We start from the raw sequence: 22182 nt of genomic DNA, 5'->3' as shown, positions 1-22182 counted from the left end.
CCCGTCATGCCGCATCCCGGTCGAAATGGAAGCCCAGATCGGCCCAGGTCTTGCGCTCGCTCTCGGGAAGCCGACGACCATATTTCGCCTTGGGGTGATAATCCCGCGACAGTTCGGTCTTGGCGACAGTCTTCATGATCATGCTTTCACGCGTGTGAAGCGTGGCGACGCGTGCGTCGCGCATCAGCCGCGGAATGGAACTCCAGCGGAACACCGCTCTCGTGCCGACTATCTCGAAGGCCTTGGTCGAAACCAACCCCACAGTCGTCTTGGCCATGTGGAGGCCCATGAGAGTGGCGTGCGAGGCCTCGCCCCACATCTTCTGGTCGTAGAGATGTTGCGCGTACCATAGCTGCGAACGGGTCGCTGCAATCGCAGAGGCCATCTCGCCCAGCGAGTACATGTTGGTGTCGTCCTGCTGCAGGAAAGCTCTTGCCGCGACTGCATCGCGCACTTCCTCGTAGATGCCTTGCGCCGAACCAAGCGAATGCGCAGCATAGGCAAGCTCGAAGGTGTAGGGATGGCTCTGGTTGAAATCACCAGGCTCGCCAAGAACGTTTTTCCAGGGAATGAAGACATTGGTGAACTTGGCACCGCCCGACAGCGATGCGCGGATGCCGATCGCTTCTTCCCAGCCCGAGACGAACTCGACGCCGGGATTGGGCAACTCGATGACGAAGACGCTCGCGCCGACATCGGGATCATCTGTTCCGGGAGCCAATGCCCAAAACAAGAGATATTTCGACGCCGCACCACCGCTGGTGAAACCCTTGAAGCCGTTCGCGAGGAAACCGCCCTCTGTAGGAGTCAAATCCGAGGCGAAGGAGATCTTGCCGTCCTTGTGCGGCACCACCTGGGAACGGCCCGGCTGGACCTCGCTGCCGACCGAGGCCACACCCACTCCGTTTTGGGCCACATCGCCCAGGATGCGCCGCTTCTGCTCTTCATTGCCGAGCGCGGCTACCAGTCCAAAGCAGTGATACTGGTTTTGGATGATCCAGCCGGTGCTGCCGCAGGCAGAGGCGAAGATCTCGACCACGGCGTGGCACAGGTTGCTGAAGCCGGCATCCTCGTTGGCATACCCGCCATATTCTTTCGGCACGCCCAGCTTCAGGAAGCCGCCGTCGATGATGTCTTGCCAGTTCTCCTGCGGCCAGCCGCCAGCCTCGTCGACCTGTCTGGCGCGCTGGGCAAAGACCTCCTTGAGGGCTCTAGCCTTTTCGATCCATTGAGCGTCTTCGGGGTTCGACTTGAATGGATACATTGCATCCCTTCCTTCTTGCTGGCTGCAATCTTTAGTGCATGCAGTATGCAATGCAGCTCAGCCTCCGTCAATGGCCTTTCGATAGGTTTCGATGGCACGAATGACCAGCCGGTGGTCGTCGATGGAGGCGAGGCCCGCGCAGCCGATCGCACCAACCATGGCGGTCCCCACGCAGATCGGCACGGCGCCCCCACACAGAACGTAGCGGCTGGGATCGAGCGCGCGCTCAGTGGCGAAGTCGGGCTCCAGCCTGGCTTGCAGCTCGAGCTGCATCGAAGCCTTGGCAAAGCGTCTCACCGCGGCAAATTTCCTTTCAATCCAATGCTGGTAGTCGGCGCTCGTACCAGGCAGCGCCGCACGGAAGATCACCTGTTCGCCGAGGTCGACGCCTACCGCCACACGCAATCCTTCGTCTTCCGCCAGACCGAGCAACGTCTTGCCAACGCGCAGCGCATCAGCCTGGCTGAACGCCGAGAAAGCATGGCCCTCCGTCTCCCGCTGAATTTCCGCGATCTGGTCTCGAATATCGTGCATGGGGTCCAATCCCTGACAGTTCCATTGTATGCAGATGGTCTATCCGCAGGCACAGCAAGAGCGTATGGCGCGACGCCGTTCACGCCAGCATTTCCTAAATATTCCAGTGCCTTGAAGCCTGTTCTGGCTTGCCATATCTCGTCCGCGACAGGTCACCGGTGCGGACGGAGCGCATGCAGTTAATATTCCCCTAGAATGAGTGCCGCGGCCTTCTCACCGATCATCATTGCCGGCGCGTTGGTGTTTCCCGAGGTCACCACAGGCATCACCGAAGCATCGGCAACTCTGAGGCCTGCCATGCCGCGCACCTTGAGCTCGGGGTCGACCACCGCCATGTCGTCGGTCCCCATCCTGCAGGTGCCGGATGGATGATATTCGTTCAAAAGGTTGCGGCGATTATAGGCCTGGATTTCGCGGTCGGACTGGACGTGAAGGCCCGGGTCTAGCTCTTGCCCGGTGAAGTCGCGCAACGCTTCCTGGGCATTGATTTCACGCGCCAGCCGCAGGCCTTCGGTCAACGTTTGGATGTCGGCCGGATCGGTAAGCAGGTTGTGCTGGATCTTTGGGGCGACGAAAGGGTCGCTCGATTGCAGGAAGAGCCGGCCCCGCGACTTTGGCCGCATCAGGCCAAACTGCAGCGTGTAGGCGTTGAACGTTGCGATCTCGCCCTTGGGTGATTTCAGGTCGCGGCTCACGGGATAGAATTGAACCTGCAGGTTCGGACGTTCCTCGGCAGGGTTGGTGCGCAGGAACGCCTGAGCCGACATCGGGAAAACGGCTATCGGTCCGGAGCGCCTGAAAGCATATTCGGCCGCCGCCTTGAGTCCACGCACAGGATGCTTCAACGAATAGTAGGTCAGAGGCTTGGTGCAGGCGAATTGCACAAGACTGCCGCAGTGATCCTGAAGGTTCTCGCCCACGCCTGGAAGATCGAGGATCGGGTGGACGCCGGCTGCGCGCAATCCTTCGGCGGGGCCGATTCCCGACAGCATCAGGAGATGGGGAGACATATAGGCGCCGGCCGACAGTATCGTCTCCGCGGCCACGGCCGAGTGCTGGCCCCCCTTGATGGTGAAGCGCACCCCAGTACAGCGCGCGCCTTGCAGGATGAGACCGGTGACATTGGCGTTCGTGAGGACGGTCAGGTTCTTGCGGTGGCGGATCGGCCGCAGATAGCCGTGCGCAGCCGAACAGCGGACGCCGCGCTTCTTGTCAATGTTGTACTGGACCCAGTCGAAGCCCTCATGGTCTCCGGTGTTGTAATCCTCGACAACCGGCATGCCCATCTGCCGCCCGGCTTCGAGGAAGGCTTCGAACAGAGGCGTGCGGTAGTTGCCGTAGCTGACGGTTATCGGTCCGAATGAGCCGCGATCCTGGGAGGCTGGCCCCTGCCAGGTCTCCATGCGTTTGAAGTAGGGCAAGACACCATTCCAGTCCCAGCCCGTGGCGCCTGCCCTTTGCCAGTCGTTGAAGTCCTCGGCATGGCCGCGGACAAAGATCATGCCGTTTATCGCCGACGAACCACCGAGCACCTTGCCGCGCGAAAGGTTGATGCGCCTGTTGTCGACGCCAGGCTCCGGCTCGCTCGTCAGCCGCCAATCAAGATGGCTGCCCACGGTGTAATTCACGCCAATCGGTATGCGGATCAGGGGATTCCAATCCCTCGGCCCGGCTTCCAGAAGCAGCACCTTGACCGCCGGATCGGCGCTCAATCGGTTTGCCAAAACACAACCGGCCGATCCTGCACCAACGATGATGAAATCAAATATTCCAGTCACGACATTTCTCACGGCAAGCAAATCTGACACCCGGCGGGGTCAAGTTCATGGCAGTCGTTCTCGTATGGTCTGGCCCGATCAACCCTTGACGGATCCCGCGACAAGCCCGCGCAGAAAATAACGGCCGGCAAAGACGTAGACCAAAAGGGTTGGCAGAGCGGTCAAGAACACCGCGGCCATATTCACGTTGTATTCCTTCGTTCCGGTGGTCGATGCGACCATGTTGTAAAGCCCGACGGTTACCGGCGAGGTCAGGCCGGAGGTGTAGGTGGTTGCCAACAGGTAGTCGTTCCAGATGTGGGTGAATTGCCAGATGACCGACACCACCATTGTTGGAATGGCGACCGGAAGCACGATACGACGGAAAATCTGGAGGAACCTGGCGCCATCCATGCGGGCTGCATCAACGATCTCGTGCGGCACAGTGATGAAGAAGTTGCGAAAGAACAAAGTCGTGAAGGCAATGCCATAGATCACATGGACCAGGATGAGACCCATGACACTGTTGGCTATGCCGAGCGAACCCATCACATATGCCAACGGGATGAGCACGATCTGCAGCGGGATGAAGACGCCAAACAAGAGAAACGCGAAGACCCAATTGTGGCCCGGGAACTTGAAATGCGTCAGGGCGAAACCGTTGACCGCCCCAATCGGGGTCGACAGCAACACTGCCGGTACGACCATCATTACCGAGTTCACGAAGTATGGTGCCAATCCGTTGCAACTCGTTCCTATGCAGGCAGCGAACATGGCCTGATACCAGGGCTGCATGGTCGGAGCGGCGGGAAAGTCGATGATTGTGCCGGAGCGCAATTCCTCCAAGGGTTTCAGCGAGGTCAGCACGACGACCAGAAGCGGAAAGACATAGATGGCGGCCATGAACAAAAGTGCGCCATAGATGACAATACGGGTGATCCTATGCGCCAGGCCGTTTCCCAGCACCACCTCATGCGTGCTCATCGGAGGCCTTTCTGGTTGAGGTGTAGAGATAGGGCACCACGATCGCCACTAGTGTCATGAAGATCATCACTGCGCTCGCCGCCCCGACGCCAAGCTGCGAGCGTTCGAAAGTCTGCTTGTACATGAAGGTCGCCGGCAACTGCGTGCTGTTGGCAGGCCCGCCGTTGGTCAGGGCGACGACAAGGTCGAAGGTCCGCAGCGCCTGCTGAACCAGCACCACCGCAACGGTCACGAAGGTCGGGCCAAGAAGCGGTATGATTATGCGGCGATAGATCGAGGGGCCGCCTGCCCCATCCAGTCGGGCGGCCTTTATCAGATCTTCGTCTACCCCGCGCAACCCGGCAAGGAACAAGGCCATGACGAAGCCGGATGCCTGCCAGACACCCGCCAGCACGACGGTGTAGAGGGCAAAGCGCGGGTTCACCAGCCAATCGAACCGGAAATCCTCCCAGCCCCAGTTTCGCATGACATGTTCTATGCCAAGGCCGGGATTGAGGATCCACTTCCACGCCGTTCCGGTGACGATGAATGAAAGGGCCATCGGATAGAGGTAGATGAGCCGCAAGGCCCCTTCCGCTCTTATTCTCTGGTCAAGAAGGATGGCCAGAAACAGACCAACCAAGGTCGTCAGCATGATGTAAAAGAACGTGAAAACCACGATATTCTTGGCCGATTGAACCCAGATCGGGTTGGACCATAGACTGTAGTATTGCCGCAGACCGACCCAGTGATAGTCTGGCAACATCCCTGACGCGCTGAACGATATGTAGGCCGTCCACAGCATGAAGCCATAGACGAATATCGAGGCTATCGCGACCGAAGGCGCGAGGGCGATTTGCGATGCATATCTGCCGATGAACGTCCGCGCACGCCCGGTCTCGAGAGACGGGCGCGCCGTAAAAACTTCCGACTTCAGCGATAGCATTCCCATTCGCCTTGCCGCCACTCCAGATGAGAAGTTTGTACCTGGCCGATACCCATGCCGCGGCCGGACCCGTGGGGCCAACAGCCGCGGCACGACCGCTTGGGAGCGCGTCGATTATTCAGAGATCGTCTTCAGGTCGTTGACGAGCTGATCGACTGCGGCCTTCGAGGTCATTGAGGGCTGCTCGAAGAAGGTCGAGACGACGTCCATGAAAACGCCGCTCTTGGCCGGGCTCCATGCCTCGAAATGCGAAATGGCGGGGAATGACTGGCCGCGAGAGGCCGCGTCCACCTGGGCCTTGTAGGAAGCCTGCGCGCAAAAATCGAGCGCGGCGGCGTCGACGTCGCTGCGTGCGGGCGTGGCCCCCTTCTTCAAGTTGAACCCGAGCTGAACCTTGGGATCGAACGTGGTCTCGGCCAAAGCATCCTGCGCGGCCTCGACGGAGGCGTCCTTGCTTTTGAAGAAGACGAACGCGGTGGACACGGTCAGATAGGTCTGCGCGTTGCCGGGAGGCGGTGCGCAGCCATAGTCGACGTTCGGCTTCAGATTCGCCAGCACCATCTCGCCTTTTACGTAGTCGCCAAGCACCTGCATGCCGGCCTCACCGGTCATCACCATCTTGGCGGCGATGTTCCAGTCGCGGCCGGGGTAGTTCGGGTCGACATACTTGTTCATATTGCGGAATTCATCGAAGACCTTGATCATGGTGTCGCTTTTCAGCGCATCTTCGTTCTGCTCCACGATCGCCTTGCGATAGAAGTCGGGGCCACCAACAGCTACCAGCACCGTCTCGAAAAGGGTGGCCTCCTGCCAGTTGACGCCGCCGATCGCCAGCGGGATCACACCGGCGGCCTTGAGCTTGTCGGCCGCGGCGTGGAACTCGTCGAGGGTGGTCGGCGGCTCAAGACCAAGCTTGTCGAACACCTTCTTGTTGTACCAAAGCCAGTTCGTGCGCTCCACCGTGGTCGGGACGCCGTAGAATGCGCCGTTGAGCTTCAGATGGGGAATGAGGCCCTTTGACATCACCTTATCCCAGTCTCCCTTGGTGGCGATTGGCGACAGGTCAACGAGCGCGCCCTGGTCGACCCACTGCTTGACCTCGTTTGAATGCATCAGCACCGCGTTCGGCGGCGAACCTGCCGTGACGCGGGAACGCAGCACCTGATTGAGCGTGTCTGTTCCCGTCGCAGGCAGGTCCACCCAGCCATATCCCTTGGCCGTGAAGGCATCCTTGATGACGCCGATGGCGGCGGCCTCCGACCCTGCCGTGAAGAAGTGCAGCACCTCAAGCTTCTTTTCCTCCGCGAGGCTCGTCGTAACCGCGGAGAACAACACCGTTGCGGCCAGAAGCGCGCGCGCCATGTAGCCCTGCTTGTTTTTGGTCATAGCATTCCCCTTTTTTGCTTTGCTCAAGTGATGCTGCACGGCTGTTTCGCAACCAAAGTGGCGACAGCGTTCAGGCGACACTTTGTCGAGTTGGCTGCGAGCTTGTCAAGTCCCTCTCTTATTCATCTCGCACGAGAACGGCTCGGTTTCCTTGCAGAATGGCTGTTTTTTTGAAAATTTCGCTGATCTCTAGCCATGCCGCCCCAAATCCAGCCCCCAAATCCAGAATGGCCATTGGCAAGCCGGCGGCTTCGCGATATTGTGTTCAGTATGCAATCTGAGGAGCGACCCGTGAGCCTCGAGCTCCAAGCCGATGCGGCTATCCCGACCGAGCCTTCGCCGCAGCCATGCCTCGATCCAGCCATGTTCCGGGACATGTTCTCAGGGCCTCCAAGCGGCGTAACAGTGGTGACCACACTGGATGAAACAGATGTCCCGGTGGGCCTCACAGTGAGCGCCGTGATGTCGGCTTCGCTCGCGCCACCCCCGCTGGCCGTTTGCCCACCGAACGCAAATCATACATTGGAGGCAATTCCGTCTCGCGGCGCCTTCCCAGTTAACTTTCTGGCGAGCAGCCAGTCTGACGTTTCCGACAGCTTCGCATTCGGCAACCAGGACAAGTTTTCTGCCGTTGCTTGGGGCAAGAGCCCGCATGTGGAGGCGCCTGTGCTTGAAGACGTTCGCGCCCACGCCGAATGCAGCGTCTTTCGCGTCATCGAGACCGGAGACCATCCGATCATTGTGGGTCGCATCTTGTCGGGCGCGGTGACAGAGGATCGTCCTTTGACCTACTGCAGTCGCCAGCACGTCGACCTCGTTTACAAACTCGCCAGCTGAGTTGGTCGCCACGAGGGATGGCCAGCATGGCTCGGGTCGGCATCGGCGGAATTTTTCATGAAACCAATACATTTGCTGTTCCCACGGGGCTTACCGGTTTTCAGGTGCTGCGCGGCGTTGAGATATCTTCGTTCAGCCACGGCGCCCGCACCTATCTTGCTGGTCTGATTGATGAGACCGGCGCGCTCGGTTTCGATGCCGTCCCGTTGCTCTACGCTGAAGCCACACCATCGGGCACGATCCGGCGCGAGGTTTATGTCGCGTTGCGTGAGGAATTGGTCGAGCAGGCGGCGGCTTCGGATCTGGACGCGCTTCTTTTGTCACTTCATGGCGCGGGCATCGTGGAGGGCATCGACAGTCTCGAGGAGGACTTGTGTGCCGCGCTACGCCAGCGTCTCGGCGAAAGAATTCCGATCGTGGCCACGTTGGATCTCCACGGCAACGTCCGCCAGCGCCTAGGCGATTTTTGCTCGGCGCTGTTTCCGGTGCGGCTCAATCCCCACGTCGACCAGTATGAGCGTGGAGTGGAAGCGGCGCGATGCCTTTGCGACATCGTGCTCTCGAGAGCTGACTTCGAAACGGCCATCGAACAGGTGCCGATGCTGTTCCCGCCCGTTCCAACCAGCTTGCCGGCGTTTGTCGAACTCGACCGCCTCTGCACCGAAATCGAAAAGCTGGAGGGCGTCGCGTGCGCCCGCATCATGCACGGCTTCCCCTATGTAGACGTGCCTCACATTGGAGCATCGGTGGTCGTGGTGACTCGCCGCAATGGAGCCAATGATGCCCACCGACTGGCGCAGCGGATCGCCGGCGCCCTTTGGGAGCGAAGGCACCAGATCAAGGTGGACAGCCTACCGCCTGAAGGTGCGATCCAAGAAGCAATGCGAGATGGGCGCACTGTCGTCCTCAATGAGTTTTCAGATAACACCGGAGCCGGCAGCCCAGGGGATGGGACTCACCTTCTGTCGGCTCTCATCGCCGCGGGCGCGCGGTCCTGCTTTTCACACATTTTCGACCCTGGCACGGTAGCGCGGGCCGCCGCCGCCGGGGTCGGCGCGCACATCAATGTCGAGCTAGGTGGACACACCAATACGCTTCTCGGCCTCCCAATAAGAGCCGTGGCAGAGGTTCTTGGCCTCAACAACGGGCTCTTCCGGGTAAAGAGCCCGATGGGAACCGGGGAGACGATAGATCTTGGTTTGCTGGCGACATTGCGCATTGGCAGTGTCGACGTCGTCGTGTCCAGTGGGCGCCGCCAGACACTTGATGACGGCCCCTTTATCAAAGCCGGAGTCGATCTCGCGCAATTTCCAATCGTGGCGCTGAAATCGAGCCAGCATTTCAAGGCCTGGTTCGAGCCGCGATTCGACCGCATCATCACCGCAGACCCACCGGGGCTCTCGCCCGTCGACGTGAGAAAGTTGCATCGCCGTCGTTTGCAACGGCCAATGTGGCCCATCATTGCGGACGTGGACTATCAAGCTGAGCATCGATCTAGACAGGAGCCCGCATGAACAAGCAGGCGGCCGGGCCGGCCTACGCGACGCGCGGACCCCTGGATTTTGACCAGGCTGAGTACCACGCCCGCATGCGTGCGATACAGTCTGAGATGGAGTTGCGCGGCGCAGAGCTGCTCCTTGTCGACCAGATAGATCATCTGGCCTATCTGTTTGGCTATCTCGCGACCGCGGCCCGCTACCAAGCTGCCCTGATCCCGGTGAAAGGGGAGCCCTGGCTGATAATTCGCGAACTCGATCTTGGCACCTTCCTCGACCAGTCCTGGTCAAGGTCCTACGAAACATTCGCCGACGACGAGGATTCGCACGCTCGGGTGACCAGCGCCATCGCCCGGCTGGCCCCGAAAAGCCTGGCGGTGGAGAAAGACAGCAACATCCTGACGATCGCTCGGCTGCACCAGATCCGTGCCGGCAATCCGGGCATGGAGATAGTCGATTTCTCCGGCGTGATCTGGCAACAGCGATTGATCAAGTCGCCCGCCGAATTGGCCTATATCCGCCGCGCTGCCGACATCGCCGATCACATTGTGACCGCCGGCGCCGGCTCGATCAAAGCCGGAGTGAGCGACCGCGACAGCCTCGCCGCCATGTGCGAGGCCTCCATTCATCACGGGGCCGACAATACCCGGGCCGCCATCCTGGGGCGCATGACCGGCGTGGACGCCTTGATAGGCGGGGTGACGGGAGCACCGTGGGCCGAGGGCGAGCGGGTGTTTGTAGAGGCCACGCCGCAATTTCGCGGCTATAGCGCACGCCTTGTCCGGCCAGCATTGGTCGGCAAGACGACCGCCGCGGACCTGGAACTGGCCAGGCAAATGGTCGAGATCCAGGACCGCCAGATTGCCGCAATGGTTCCAGGCGCAAAGGGGGGCGATGTGGACGCCATTTGCCGCCGTGAGGTGCTGCGACAAGGGCTCAAGGCCGTCTTTACCCAGATCACCGGCTATACGCTTGGCTATCAGGCTGTGCCCCGAGTCAGCGACCACACCAGGATCATGGCGCCGGGCCAGACTTGGGCGTTCGAGCCCAACATGGTTTTCCATGTCGTCCTGCACACGCCGCAGTTGGCTCTCAGCGAAACAATCGTCGTGACTGAAGCCGGCCCTGAGCGCCTCTCGTGGCTGCCCCGGGCCATCCTGTCGGAGTGATGCGCCCCATGCTCGCCTATGAAGCGACACCAACCGGGTTGAGATTGTCGCATCGAAGCCGTCCGGGTCCGGTCGAAGTCGTCATCGATGTTGGCGCAATCGCCCTCAATCGCGGTGAATCGCGCCGCGCGGTTCATGGGGGATTTGTAGAAGGCTTTGTCCCCGGTTGGGATACGGCAGGCGTGATCAGCCAGGTTGGGGTTGGGGTAGAAGGCCTGCCGATTGGGGCGCGAGTCGTTGCCCGCGCTCTCTGCGGCGGCTGGGCGCAATGTCGCATCGCTGATTGCAGGGATGTCGCCATTATTCCTACCGACGTCGATCTTGGTCATGCCGCAACGCTGGCCACTGCTGCGACGACTGCCTTAGCCGTTCTATCGCGCGGCGGTTCCCTCTTGGGGCGAACGGTGGCGATCACCGGCGCATCGGGCAGCGTCGGACAATTTGCTACTCAACTGGCCCGCCTGGCGGGCGCCATGGTCAACGCCGTAACGCGCTCTGAAGCCGATCGCGCGCTTCTTGTCTCGCTGGGCGCCCATGATGTTTTCACCGACCTTGGCAACATCAAAGGCGCAGATCTGATCATCGAAACCTTGGGCGGCCCGTCGCTGGTGGAGGCAGCGAGCCTGCTTAATGCGGGCGGGAGTTTGCAATCCGTGGGTTGGAGCGCAGGTCAGGCTGCGGTTTTTGCCAATTTCGACGATCTGATGAGAACCGGCGGCACCATTCAGGGTTTCGCCATTGGCGAACGCCGCGTCGGGATGCTGCTCACACAATTGCTCGCGCTGCTAGAGCGCGGCGAACTCAAGACTTCCATCCAGATGCGTCAACCATGGGAGAGCCTGCCTGCTGCGGCCGCGGCCGTTTTGCGGCCCGGCTTCCACGGCAAGGCCGTGCTCGACGTCACAGGATTCGCCGATGCGGCCCACTGGCCGCTTCCATAACCATCTTCTTCAACACCAGCGATCTAAAAAGAGGAATGCAATGAGGCCAATCGAGATCAAGGCTGCCCTGGGTTCAGGTCTGCTGTCCTTTCCAGTCACCCACTTCGACGCTCAGGGCCGCTTCGCTCCCGAAAGCTACAAATCGCATGTATCTTGGCTCTCGAGCTTCAACGCACCGGTGCTTTTCGCCGCAGGCGGCACCGGCGAGTTCTTCTCGCTGACGCCTGACGAGATCCCCCAAGTCGTTCGAGCAGCCAAAGAAGCGGCGGGCGACACCGCCATTGTTTCAGGATGCGGCTATGGCACCGAGATCGCCCTCACCATCGCCAAGGCCGCACAGAAGGCGGGCGCGGATGGCATCCTGCTCTTGCCGCACTACCTGATCGATGCGCCACAGCAAGGACTGTATGACCACGTTCGCAGGGTCTGTCAGTCGGTCGATATTGGTGTGATGGTCTATAACCGTGACAACTCCGTCATTCAGGCCGACACGCTGGCGCGGCTCTGCGATGCCTGTCCCAACCTCATCGGCTTCAAGGATGGCACCGGCGATATCGGCGCAATCCGGCAGATCACCGCAAGGCTGGGGGACCGGCTCACTTACCTTGGCGGCATGCCCACGGCAGAACTTTTTGCGGAAGCCTATCTTGGCGCGGGCTTCACGACATACTCTTCCGCGGTATTCAACTTCGTTCCGGCCCTCGCGCAAGATTTCTACCGCTCCCTGCGCGCCGGCGAACGCGCCCGATGCGAAGCCCTGCTCAACGACTTCTTCTATCCGTTCATGGCAATCCGCAATCGCGTCAAAGGCTATGCGGTAGCGGCGATCAAGGCCGGGGTCCGGTTGAAAGGTTTCGATGCAGGGGCGGTTCGCCCGCCACTGACCGATTTATCCGGCGAAGAGCAAGACATGCTTGCGTCGCTGATCGCCAGACAGACCTTGCAGTGACGAACCTGAAAGGATGTGCCGTCAGCAACAATCCAGCGCCGGCGCCACGTTCTCACGGTTGCCGACGCGTTTCAGCCTATCGAGGCAACGGCGCCCGCTTGAGCGGGTCGCGCCTGGGTTGAGGCTGAAGCCCGGCCTCTCGTACGATCATCGTCATGGCCCAATTTGAGGAACGGCCGATGTCTTCGCTCACTCTCGACAAGGTAAACAAGCACTATGGCACTCAGTTGCATGTCCTGCGGGACATCAACATCGAGGTAGCCTCGGGCGAGTTTCTGGTCCTGCTTGGACCGTCAGGCTGTGGCAAGTCGACTTTGCTGCATGCCATCGCCGGACTCCACAGGATCAACTCCGGCGAGATCAGGCTTGGCTCTCGCGTACTCAACGACGTGCCGTGTCAGAGCCGTGACATCGCCATGGTGTTTCAGTCCTACGCGCTCTATCCGTCGATGACGGTGCGCCAGAACATCGCCTTTCCCTTGGAGATGCGCAGGCTGCCGCGCCGTGGGCGCGAGGATGCGGTAGAGCAAGTCGCACGCCTGCTACAGATTGGCCATTTGCTCGATCGCAAACCGGGCCAACTGTCGGGCGGTCAGCGCCAACGCGTTGCAATCGGCCGCGCGCTGGTGCGCGACCCGGCGCTCTTCCTGTTCGACGAGCCGTTGTCCAACCTCGATGCGCTGCTGCGGGTGGAGATGCGAACTGAGCTGAAGAAGCTGCACCAACGCATGGGTCGAACCACTGTCTATGTAACTCACGATCAGATAGAGGCGATGACCCTGGCCACGCGGATTGCCATTCTGGAAAAGGGAACTGTTCAGCAGCTCGGCACGCCCAGCGAGGTCTACAACAAACCCGCAAACCTTTTTGTTGCGACCTTTATCGGCAGCCCAAAAATCAACCTGGCGCCCGCTGTCATAGGCGGTGGACGACTTCTGCTTGAAGGCGCCAATTCCCAGCTTCCGGTTCCCGAAGAGTTCCGCGCTGCGGCCAGGGCGCAGCAACGCCAGGTGACCGTCGGATTTCGGCCCGAGCACATTGCGCTCGCGATCGGCGACGTCGGGGACGCGGAAATTGACATAGAAGTCGATGTCACTCTGATCGAGCCCACTGGCGCCCATGACGTTGTGATCTTCCACCATGGTGGCGTCGAACAGTCAGCACTTCTTGGCGCGGGCTCGATCCCGCAGCCTGGTCCGGCGCGACTGCGCATCGACGCATCGCGCTTGAGTCTTTTTGACCCCGCGACCGGCGTCCGGCTTTCGTGACCTGCTGATCACCACCGATTTTCCGTTTCTCGATTGGGGTTTCAACCGATGCCGACTGTCTCAAGAGACGATATCGCCAAAGCGCTGGCGCAACTGCCGCGCGCCCGCCTTGCGCATCTCCCCACGCCGCTGGATCCTTGCCCGAGACTGGCGGCCGAACTGGGCGGCCCAAAAATCTGGCTCAAGCGCGACGACTGTACGGGCCTGGCCTTTGGCGGCAACAAGGTCCGACAGCACGAATACATCCTGGGCGACGCGGAGAGCCGCGGCGTGGACGTGGTTATCCAGGGGGCAGCCTCACAGTCGAACCAGTCGCGCCAGTTGGCTGCCGCTGCGGCTCGCCTTGGAATTGAATGCATATTGATGCCGCGCAAAGACACGCAATTCGAGCATGTGCAGGGCAATCAATTGATCGCGCGTCAGTTCGGAGCAACGATTATCCCGATCGAAGCCAGCGCATCGACCAAGCAGGCCAAGCAGGACATGGCCGAGCGGCTCAAGGCCAGCGGCCGCAGGCCGATGATCCTCGGCATGGGTGCCGAGCGCGCACTGACCCTTGCGGCGGTCGCCTATATCGGAGCTTATCTTGAGCTCGTAGAACAGTTCGAAACTCTGGGCGAACCTCTGCCCACCCATATATACGTCACTTCTCAAGTCAGCACCCAAGCCGGCCTTCAAGCAGGCGCCGAATTGTTGGGCCATGGCGTGAAGATCTGCGGCATCAATCCGATGGATGCACGTAACGAGGCCTATGAAACCCCCGATGAAATCGCCAGCAGATGCCGCGCGGCTGCCGAATTCCTCGGCTTCAAGCTGGACCTCGGTCCGGAGCGCATCAGCAACTCTACAGAATTCGTCGGAGAGGACTACGGCAAACCCGCGGCGGCCGCGCAGTATGCCGCCGCGTTGCTTGCCAGAACAGAGGGTATTCTCGTCGATCCTATCTATTCAGGAAAGGGCTTTTCCGGCCTTGTGAGCGACATTCAAAGCGGGCGCCTCGACAAATCCGACCGGGTCATTTTCCTGCACACGGGCGGATTGCCAGCAATATTCTCATATGCTTCAAGTTACCATGATATTGGGCAAAGTGATTAAAGCGTAATTCACTTAGTTGTGGCGCTGCGAACAGCCGACCGCGCTCAAGAGCAAGGCAAGTGTTTATGACGTCGAGCCCGGCGCGGGAAAAGCTCGCCTGAAGGGATGAGCCAGCAGCAACGGCATGTTAGACGATGTGAGCCACGCCAGCAATCGCCCGACACCTCCGTTAAAGGCTCCAATTCTTGAACAGCCACCGCACGAACTGATCATGCTGGTTGTTCAAGGCTGCCACGAGACGAGCGGAGTCTCGGGATCTCAACGCTTCGAGTTGATCCTTGAGCATCCAATATTCAATCTTCAACCATTCGCCATCATTCGTCGAATGGATGACCTTGCGGATGCGGGTCAGATGATCATTCAACTTACCCTGCATGCTTCGGAGCAGATCATTGTCGCAGTATTCACGCAACATACTCTGCAGAAAGAAAAAAGCGTCCCTCACTGGCGAAGGATCGGTTTCTAACGATTGCTGCGCCTTGTCGAGCAAAACGCCGAATTCATCGATTCGCGCGGCCGGTATGTTGCCTATAGCCTGAATCGCACATTGGGAATCCAAAGCTTTACGGACTTGATAGGCGTTGCTGACATATTTCGCGTCAAGCGGAGCGACGTAAGGTACTTTCCATGCCTCTCCTACAACTAGCCCGTCTTCCTGCAGACGCGTCAGTGCAGCCTTGACCGGGGAGCGACTCACGCCGAGTTGCTTTGCCAAAACACTCTCAGGCACCACCTGGTTGGGGGGTAGTTCGCCATCGGTGATCATCTTCTTTATGATGTCGTAGACCCGCTCGCCCAAGGGTATATTGCGCTCAACCTCCTGCATGATTTTCCTTTTCGGTCGAAGCCTCGAATCGTTCGAAGAATAATGGTGAGGCTAGAGAATACTGGCAAGGTCCTGGTTGATGCACTTGTTGATCACGTGGCGAGGCAATGCGCAATTCGCGATCAGCCGAGCAGCGCCGTTCAAAAGTCGTCCACTAAGCCTTTCCACAGCGATATCGAAAAATCGCGAAAATCGCGGACAAAGACGCCTTCCAACGCGCCGGAACTTCATCCCAGAGCCTTTCATGGCCGTAATTATCGAAATCGTATGATCCCGGGACGAAGGCCATTGTTACCAGCAGCCTCGACATTTCTGCCTCCAAAACCTGGTCGGAGCGACATTACCACCACGATCAGATTGCATCCAGACGGCAGCATTCAGAATTTGGCTTCGCCGCGCGCTCACTGCGGTCTAGCCAATGCGCAGGTCGGTTTGGGAGCCACCTCACAGATGGAGGAACGAGATGACCTTTACTCCGCAGCGCAGTCACCTGATTGTGGGGGAATGGCTGGTCGCGGAAGGGAGATTCCATACGGAGCCACACAGCGCTAGCCTTGCACCAGTTGCTTCATCTGCCTGTGCACCTTTCGTCCGATCTCGTAGGCATTTTCCTGATGCCATTTCCGGCTGAAGGACTCGCAGCCCCACCAGTCGTCATATCCTGTCGCCTTAACAGCATCCGTCCACAATTTCAGATCGATGACACCAGATCCCAATTCAATGTCGCGCAGATCGTCCTCGATCGGGATGCCACCGGCGAATGGACGCGAGTCGCTTATGTGAACGCCGTAGAGCAGATCCTTGCTCAGGTTGGCGACTACGTCAGGCGTGTCCCCGGCTGTAAAGCAATGCCAATAATCGACAATCAATCGAATATTGTCGCGGCCGGATCGGTCGATGAGCTCCACATTGTCGGCTATTCTGTTCAACGGCGTCCATGACATCGGCTCGAGATAGAGAAGCAGATCGAACTGCGCGGCCAAGTCGGCGATGCGAGAAAGGTTCTTCACGGTGACCGCGATCTGCTCTTGGCGAGGGAAGCCAAGCATCCCTTTGTAGAGATCGGTGTGCTCACCCTTGGCGTGCGCGATCGTTGCCCGGACATCCACCGGGCCCGTCATCACCTGGATGCCCCTTGCTCCGACGAGATGTGCCAGGCTGAAGGTAGACTCTGCCTCCGTCATTAAATCGGCTTCTGACGCGCCTCGCCTCTCAATATCGAAGACGGCGCCGAACCCCGGTATGTCGATTCCGTTGAGCCTGGCGACCAGCTCCTCTTCGGTGAACCCGGCATCCAGGAAGCCCTGCAGCTTCCTGGTCGACGGATCTATGCCGTCGAAACCGATCGTTCGCGCGACATCGATATCCATTATCAGGGGCACGTCCCAGGCCACTGACGAATGCAAGATTAGCCTGTTCTTCTTCTTGGTCATGTCGCTCCCATAAACTCCAGAATTCGGCGGGAGCGCCCTCATTCGGGTCGCACCACGTAGCTCGCATATCTGATCAGCGATCTTATGTGGTATTCAGTATGCAATTTGTTGATTCCCACTGTCAACACTCGCATACGCGATTGAAATGCCCGTAAATCCCCTATTTAGCGTACCGAAAGAGAGTGTCCGATTAAACTGCGGCTTGACAGAAGCGCCGGATGCGATTGAATACTGAATTCACATGCTGCGGCTCCGTTGCATCTTCTGACGCCACAAGCCGATAGTGAGTTCTCACGCTAAAGCACTTCGAGTGCCGCAGGGTTGGAAAGGGCCATTGCGGGCTTGATAGATGTTGATAGCCGCGGTCCTGACTAGTCAAGGCGATCCGTCACCGGCGCAAGCGCCGGTGACCATTCTCAAGAAATCGCGATAGCAAATCCAACTGGAGAGGTCCCGATGGCGAATACGAATGCAGCAGGCCGAAGGCTGCGGCTTGGCATGGTGGGCGGTGGCGGCACCAATTCGATCGGTCCCAGCCATGCCTCGGCAGCGCGCCTGGACGGTCGTTGGGAGCTGGTCGCCGGCGTGTTCTCGCGCGATCCTGAGCGGAGCAGACAGGTCGCGAGAGACCACTTCATCGATCCTCAAAGGGCCTATTCAGACCATGCGGAAATGGCTGCGCGCGAGGCCGAGCGCCCGGACGGCATCGACGCTGTCACGATCTGCACGTTCAACGAAACCCATTATGAAATTGCCGATGCGTTCCTAGCCAAGGGCATCCACGTAATCTGCGACAAGCCTTTGGTGGTCAGCCGACAGCATGCCAGTGCGCTGAGCGCAAGAGTGGCCGAGACCGGCCGAGTTCTTGCCGTAACATACACCTACTCGGGCTATCCCATGGTGCGGATGGCAAGAGACATGATAGCCGAGGGGAGACTGGGCCAGGTCTTATCCGTCCAGGTGGAATACGCCCATCAGTACCAGACGCAGGCCTTCGGCAAGAAGGAATGGCAGCACGACCAGACCAAGGCAGGGGCGCTCGGTGTTGTCGCGTCACTTGGGACGCACGCCTTCCATTTGGCCGAATATGTCAGCGGGCTTCGCGTCGAAGCGCTCGCTGCGGATCTGGCCAGCTTGCGCAATCCGCTCGACGACCACGTCAATATGTTGCTGCGCTTCGAAGGTGGCGCGCGCGGTGCGCTTTGGACCACCTCGATAGCTCACGGCTGCCCAAACGGGCTTGCGCTGCGTGTGTTTGGCTCCGATGCCGCGATCACCTGGCACCAAGAGCAGCCCGAACAACTCACCTTTACGGCATCGGGACGGCAGCCGGTTGTCTTTGCCCGCGGCGGCACAGGCGTCAGTGCCGGAGCGAAAGCAGCTACCAGAACTCCCGCCGGCCATCCCGAAGGTTATCTCGAGGCATTCGCCAACATCTATTCAGCGGTGGCGCGGGCGATTTCGGCAGGTCGAAACACACCCGACAATGGAGACTTCCCCACCGTTCACGAAGGGGCACGGGGGGTTGGCTTCATGTTCACTACGCTGCGATCCGCAGAGGCGGGAAGCGTGTTCGTCCCGTTCGAGCTGTGAGGGCTCACCAAGAGCCGGCGGGACCCGGGTGTCCACCAGGGCCTGATTTTTCCGTGCGGAACCGTCAGCTTTTTCCGGCTTGATGGGGCGAGATCCAGCTTTGCAGTATCCAGCGCCGGAACATGTCCATATGTGCGGAAAGCGTTGTGGTCAGTCTGCTAACATCGCGGGCACGAAGCGCATCGAGCTCATCCTTCATGACCCAATATTCTATGTGCAGCCATTGTCGGTCGTCGGTGGCGCGACTGGCCAGCCTGACGCGGGTCAGATGATCTTGAAGCCGTCCCAGTATCAAGCAGATAAGATCGTTTTCGCAGTATGTCAGGAACATCTGCTGCAGATGCTCATAGGCCTCGCGAACCCGATATGGCATGCCGGCTTCTACCTCGGGTCGGATGTTTTCGAGCACCATCGCGAATTCCTCGATCGCGTCTGGCGGTATGTGATCTACCGACTGTAAAGCGATTTGTATCTCAAGCGCTTTGCTTATCTGATAGACATCGTCGATGTATTTTCTGTCGAGGGCCGCCACCTGGAGAACTTTCGCATCCACCTGGTTGATGAGACCATCTTCAATCAACCGGTCTAACGCCGCCCTGATTAGCGCTCCGCCGATATCCAGACGCTTTGCAAGGTCGCTTTCGGAGATCAGTTCACCCGGTCGCAAATTGCTCTCGATGATCAGCTTCTTGACCGTCGTGTAAGCCTGGACGCCAGGCGCTGCATTCTCTTTGAGATCCTGCACGGTCAACTGTGCTCCCTACCTAGACCAAAACGGCGCCATATTCGCCCGGAAAGCCGACGGTCCCTCAAATTCATAGTTGGCACAGCCTGTGCCTAGCTTCGATGCAACGCGGCGATTGCGCGCCTACTTGTTGTTAGGCCCGTCTGAAGGTGCCCTGCGAGAGCTTCCAGGATGAGCCGAAAGCAAAGCGTAATTGCGAGCGTGATAAACCAAAGGAGAAGCATCGGCTGTGCCGCCGGCGACCAGGCGTCCAACGACAATCGTATGGTCGCCAGATTCAATCAGCGAATCTACCTGACATTCCGCATATGCTCGAACGTCCTTGATCACGGGAGCACCCGTGATTTCGCCAAAACCCCAGTCTATGCCGCCGAACTTGTCGCCTTGCCCGAACGCGAACTGATCCGAGATCCACGATTGATCACTGGCCAGGAAATTGACCGCGAAACGCTTCTGAGCCCGGATGACCTGGAGCGTGTATTTTGACGATTGCAGGCATATGACCAGCTGCGGCGGGGTGAGCGACAGCGACATTACTGCGCTGACGGTCAATCCGACCGGGGCTCCACCGGTGTCGGTCGCCGAAACGATTGTCACGCCACTGGGAAAGCCACCGAATATGCCGCGAAAGGTGTCGGCGTCAACACCTGCCCGGTCTCCTGGTTCCTGGGAGTCTTTTGAGGAGACAGTCTGAGGTGTCATGCCCATGTGCTGGCCTCGATTGCGCACTGCATTCTGCATACACTATCGCGCATGACTGTGATTTGCAACCCAATCCTCAGCCAACAGGCGTAGTGTTGGGGAGACTTGCTTGCGTTGTGAGGAACTCCGCCAACCGTTTGGCAAATCCGCGGCAGGAGAACGGGAGGCTTCAGGTCCCAAGGGCTTCGCCCGCCCCCGCCGGGCGGGAGCTTTCACAGCAATCGCTGACAACTCGCGACAAGCCGAGACACAGGAACTGGATCGGTCACATGCCCAGGTAACTTTAGCCCATCTGCGAACCAGCTTGATTGGCGCGCGGCAGCCAGAGGAATGCAGACTCGATCAAGCCATGGCTGCCGGCTTGTCATCCCGCAATCCAAAATGAGGCCGTCGTTCGAACGATAAACGTAGGCCCAGCTCGGACAAAAAAAGTCGAGCGCGGTCGGTGTCGCGCCTGCCGATCCGCGATACCCATTCCGAAAACAGGCGCACCGCCCGCCGGTTCATGTGCCTCGAAGGGCAGACAAGCCAATATCCGGGAAACTCTATGACGTCGAATTCGGTAGACACGGGCACCAATGCGCCTGACACCAGGTCTTCGAATGCGATCGACGTGCTTTCCAGAACCACGCCCGCTCCATCCTTCGCCAGCTGAACCGACATCGAGGAGCGGTCGAATCGATGGGGGTAGGTCATGCGCGCGCCCTGGACACCATTACGGGGCAGCCAGTAATCCCAGCGGAAATAGGCCTTGACGCTGTCGATCAGTCTGGCCTGGCGAAGCTGCTCGCGCGGATGGGATGAAAGCCTGCGCAGTTCGGCGAGATACGCAGGCGAGCACATCGGCAGGATCAGGTCGTTTACGACGCAATGCGAATAAAGACCGGCCCAGCCGCCGTCGCCGTAACGCAAATCGAGATCGATGACCTCGGTTTCGAAATCCGAGAAATTGGGTGTCGCGTCGACGCGCAGATTCCAGGTCGGGTAGTCCTTGCTGAATTCGGCCAAACGTGGAGCCAGCCATTTCTCGCCAAAGGAGGGGCTGACCCGGAGGCTGAGCTGAAAGCTTTCACGCTGCCGCACGATGGCATTTCGAACCTCGCGAATGGATTCGAAGGCTTGCGTCGTCGTCTGGTAGAGGCGCTCGCCGTCGATCGTCAGGGACAGGTGGCGCTTTTCGCGCTGGAAAAGCCGCACGCCGAGCTGGTGCTCCAGCAGGCGCAACTGTTGGCTGACGGCCGAAGGCGTAACCTGCAATTCCTGGGCAGCCTTGGCTACGCCGCCCAAACGCGCGACCGCTTCGAAATGCGCCATCGACTTGAACTTGAGGTCTGACATCGCTCGCGACAGTTAAGTTCAGCTACACAGAATGTTAAGAAACGAGAATTGAGCCGGATGTCAATCGGCCGCATCATTCCCGCGATCTCGGGAGGAGATGCAGGATGGAAACGGCCCAGAAAGTGGGCGGCGCCGGCACTGTGCCGGCGGCCGGGGAGATATCGCTCGGGAGGCCTCTGATCGACGCTGTCAAAGTCGAGAAGAGTTACGGCGCAACCCGCGTCCTGCGCGGTGTGAGCTTTCAGGTCCGGGCGGGCGAAATCCACGCGCTGATGGGCGGCAACGGCGCCGGCAAAAGCACGCTGATCCGCATCATCACAGGCCTCACCCCCCGCGACGCCGGCGACATCGGCTTCGCATCGGCGAAGGCCGGCGGGAGCGGCCCGATCATAGCGGTGGTGCATCAGGAACTGGCGCTGCTGCCCGAACTCTCGGTCGCGGAAAACATCGGCATCGTGCATGCGAAGTCTGGCCTGTCGCAAAGCAGCCGCCGCCGCATGCGCGACATCGCGCTCAATGCCCTGCGCCTGATCGATGCGGCGATCGCCGAGGAGATCGTGGACCTGCCGGCGCGCAAATTGTCCCTGCATGAAGGGCAGATCGTGGAGATCGCCCGCGCGCTTTCAACGGGCGCCGAAGTGCTGCTTCTCGATGAGCCCACCGCCAACCTCACCGCCGGCGAGACGGCCAAGCTTTTCTCCGTTCTGAAGCGACTGGCGCGCGACGAGGGAATCGGCATCGTCTTCGTCTCGCACAGGATGCGGGAAATCCGCGAACTCTGCGATGTCTGCACCGTCCTGCGGGATGGTGTCACCGTCGCGAATGCCACGCCGCTTGCCTCACTGAGCGATGGCGAGATCGTTCAGCAGATGGGCCAATCGACCCACCGTTCCGGACCACAGCTCAAGCGGCGGCAACGCAGCCCAGAGGGCACGCCGGT

At 59.7% G+C, this 22182-nt stretch carries 20 protein-coding genes; 9 read left to right on the top strand and 11 right to left on the bottom strand.

The annotated features are described in order from the left end of the window. Positions 1 to 4: 4 nt before the first annotated feature. The 6 genes from CK222_RS29145 to CK222_RS29120 all read right to left on the bottom strand — a co-directional run bounded on the left by CK222_RS29145 (position 5) and on the right by CK222_RS29120 (position 6931). Positions 5 to 1264 carry an acyl-CoA dehydrogenase family protein gene (locus CK222_RS29145; protein WP_067320363.1) on the bottom strand — a complete coding sequence of 420 codons (1260 nt, stop codon included), beginning with the start codon at positions 1262 to 1264 and terminating at the stop codon, positions 5 to 7. A gap of 57 nt (positions 1265 to 1321) precedes the next feature. Further along, positions 1322 to 1798: a heme-binding protein gene (locus tag CK222_RS29140; protein ID WP_095802701.1), complete on the bottom strand. Its 477-nt coding sequence runs from the start codon at positions 1796 to 1798 to the stop codon at positions 1322 to 1324. A 179-nt stretch (positions 1799 to 1977) separates the two neighbouring features. Further along, on the bottom strand, positions 1978 to 3576 hold the full coding sequence (locus CK222_RS29135; protein ID WP_176477768.1) for a GMC family oxidoreductase N-terminal domain-containing protein: 1599 nt from the start codon (positions 3574 to 3576) through the stop codon (positions 1978 to 1980). A 78-nt stretch (positions 3577 to 3654) separates the two neighbouring features. Then, positions 3655 to 4539, bottom strand: a complete 885-nt coding sequence (locus tag CK222_RS29130) for a carbohydrate ABC transporter permease (protein WP_067320354.1) — start codon at positions 4537 to 4539, stop codon at positions 3655 to 3657. Then, positions 4526 to 5464, bottom strand: a complete 939-nt coding sequence (locus tag CK222_RS29125) for a sugar ABC transporter permease (protein WP_067320351.1) — start codon at positions 5462 to 5464, stop codon at positions 4526 to 4528. The genes CK222_RS29130 and CK222_RS29125 overlap by 14 nt, the downstream gene beginning before the upstream one ends. 114 nt (positions 5465 to 5578) lie before the next feature. Further along, positions 5579 to 6931, bottom strand: coding sequence for an ABC transporter substrate-binding protein (locus CK222_RS29120; RefSeq protein ID WP_176477767.1), 1353 nt, complete (start codon positions 6929 to 6931; stop codon positions 5579 to 5581). A 210-nt stretch (positions 6932 to 7141) separates the two neighbouring features. On the opposite strand from CK222_RS29120, the gene CK222_RS29115 reads away from it, so the two are divergent. The 7 genes from CK222_RS29115 (at position 7142) to CK222_RS29085 (ending at position 14605) form a co-directional block, all read left to right on the top strand. After that, positions 7142 to 7687 carry a flavin reductase family protein gene (locus CK222_RS29115; protein ID WP_067320712.1) on the top strand — a complete coding sequence of 182 codons (546 nt, stop codon included), beginning with the start codon at positions 7142 to 7144 and terminating at the stop codon, positions 7685 to 7687. A gap of 26 nt (positions 7688 to 7713) precedes the next feature. Beyond that, positions 7714 to 9201 (top strand): M81 family metallopeptidase, encoded by a 1488-nt coding sequence (locus CK222_RS29110; protein WP_067320708.1) that lies wholly within the window; start codon positions 7714 to 7716, stop codon positions 9199 to 9201. Further along, the gene (locus tag CK222_RS29105; RefSeq protein ID WP_067320348.1) at positions 9198 to 10352 is read left to right on the top strand and encodes a Xaa-Pro peptidase family protein; all 1155 of its coding nucleotides are present in this window, start codon (positions 9198 to 9200) and stop codon (positions 10350 to 10352) included. Before CK222_RS29110 ends, CK222_RS29105 begins: the two co-directional genes overlap by 4 nt. Positions 10353 to 10360: 8 nt before the next feature. After that, complete coding sequence (locus tag CK222_RS29100) at positions 10361 to 11293, top strand: zinc-binding dehydrogenase (protein ID WP_176477766.1); 933 nt, start codon at positions 10361 to 10363, stop codon at positions 11291 to 11293. Positions 11294 to 11333: 40 nt separating this feature from the next. Next, complete coding sequence (gene kdgD, locus CK222_RS29095) at positions 11334 to 12242, top strand: 5-dehydro-4-deoxyglucarate dehydratase (protein ID WP_067320345.1); 909 nt, start codon at positions 11334 to 11336, stop codon at positions 12240 to 12242. Between the two features lie 179 nt (positions 12243 to 12421). Next, the gene (locus CK222_RS29090) at positions 12422 to 13510 is read left to right on the top strand and encodes an ABC transporter ATP-binding protein (RefSeq protein ID WP_067320342.1); all 1089 of its coding nucleotides are present in this window, start codon (positions 12422 to 12424) and stop codon (positions 13508 to 13510) included. Positions 13511 to 13558: 48 nt separating this feature from the next. After that, complete coding sequence (locus CK222_RS29085; RefSeq protein WP_067320340.1) at positions 13559 to 14605, top strand: pyridoxal-phosphate dependent enzyme; 1047 nt, start codon at positions 13559 to 13561, stop codon at positions 14603 to 14605. Between the two features lie 169 nt (positions 14606 to 14774). Here the strand turns inward: CK222_RS29085 and CK222_RS29080 are convergent, their stop codons facing one another. Together CK222_RS29080 and CK222_RS29075 are read right to left on the bottom strand one after the other, a co-directional pair. Continuing rightward, a complete protein-coding gene (locus CK222_RS29080; protein ID WP_067320336.1) occupies positions 14775 to 15431 on the bottom strand; it encodes a GntR family transcriptional regulator in 657 nt (218 codons plus the stop codon). Positions 15432 to 15979: 548 nt separating this feature from the next. Next, positions 15980 to 16864 (bottom strand): sugar phosphate isomerase/epimerase family protein, encoded by an 885-nt coding sequence (locus tag CK222_RS29075; protein WP_067320334.1) that lies wholly within the window; start codon positions 16862 to 16864, stop codon positions 15980 to 15982. A gap of 456 nt (positions 16865 to 17320) precedes the next feature. On the opposite strand from CK222_RS29075, the gene CK222_RS29070 reads away from it, so the two are divergent. Next, positions 17321 to 18457 carry a Gfo/Idh/MocA family oxidoreductase gene (locus tag CK222_RS29070; protein ID WP_095802696.1) on the top strand — a complete coding sequence of 379 codons (1137 nt, stop codon included), beginning with the start codon at positions 17321 to 17323 and terminating at the stop codon, positions 18455 to 18457. Between the two features lie 64 nt (positions 18458 to 18521). Here the strand turns inward: CK222_RS29070 and CK222_RS29065 are convergent, their stop codons facing one another. The 3 genes from CK222_RS29065 to CK222_RS29055 all read right to left on the bottom strand — a co-directional run bounded on the left by CK222_RS29065 (position 18522) and on the right by CK222_RS29055 (position 21242). After that, on the bottom strand, positions 18522 to 19202 hold the full coding sequence (locus tag CK222_RS29065; protein WP_245307398.1) for a GntR family transcriptional regulator: 681 nt from the start codon (positions 19200 to 19202) through the stop codon (positions 18522 to 18524). Positions 19203 to 19325: 123 nt separating this feature from the next. After that, positions 19326 to 19910 (bottom strand): flavin reductase family protein, encoded by a 585-nt coding sequence (locus CK222_RS29060; protein WP_067320316.1) that lies wholly within the window; start codon positions 19908 to 19910, stop codon positions 19326 to 19328. A 336-nt stretch (positions 19911 to 20246) separates the two neighbouring features. Then, entirely contained in the window at positions 20247 to 21242 is a 996-nt protein-coding gene (locus CK222_RS29055; protein ID WP_095802695.1) for a LysR substrate-binding domain-containing protein, read from the bottom strand. 122 nt (positions 21243 to 21364) lie between these two features. On the opposite strand from CK222_RS29055, the gene CK222_RS29050 reads away from it, so the two are divergent. Further along, a partial coding sequence (locus tag CK222_RS29050) for an ATP-binding cassette domain-containing protein (RefSeq protein WP_245433348.1) occupies positions 21365 to 22182 on the top strand: 818 nt, incomplete at its 3' end.

It is taken from the genome of Mesorhizobium sp. WSM3866 (assembly GCF_002294795.1).
Taxonomy (GTDB): domain Bacteria; phylum Pseudomonadota; class Alphaproteobacteria; order Rhizobiales; family Rhizobiaceae; genus Mesorhizobium.
This window is presented reverse-complemented; position numbering and strand designations above follow the sequence as displayed.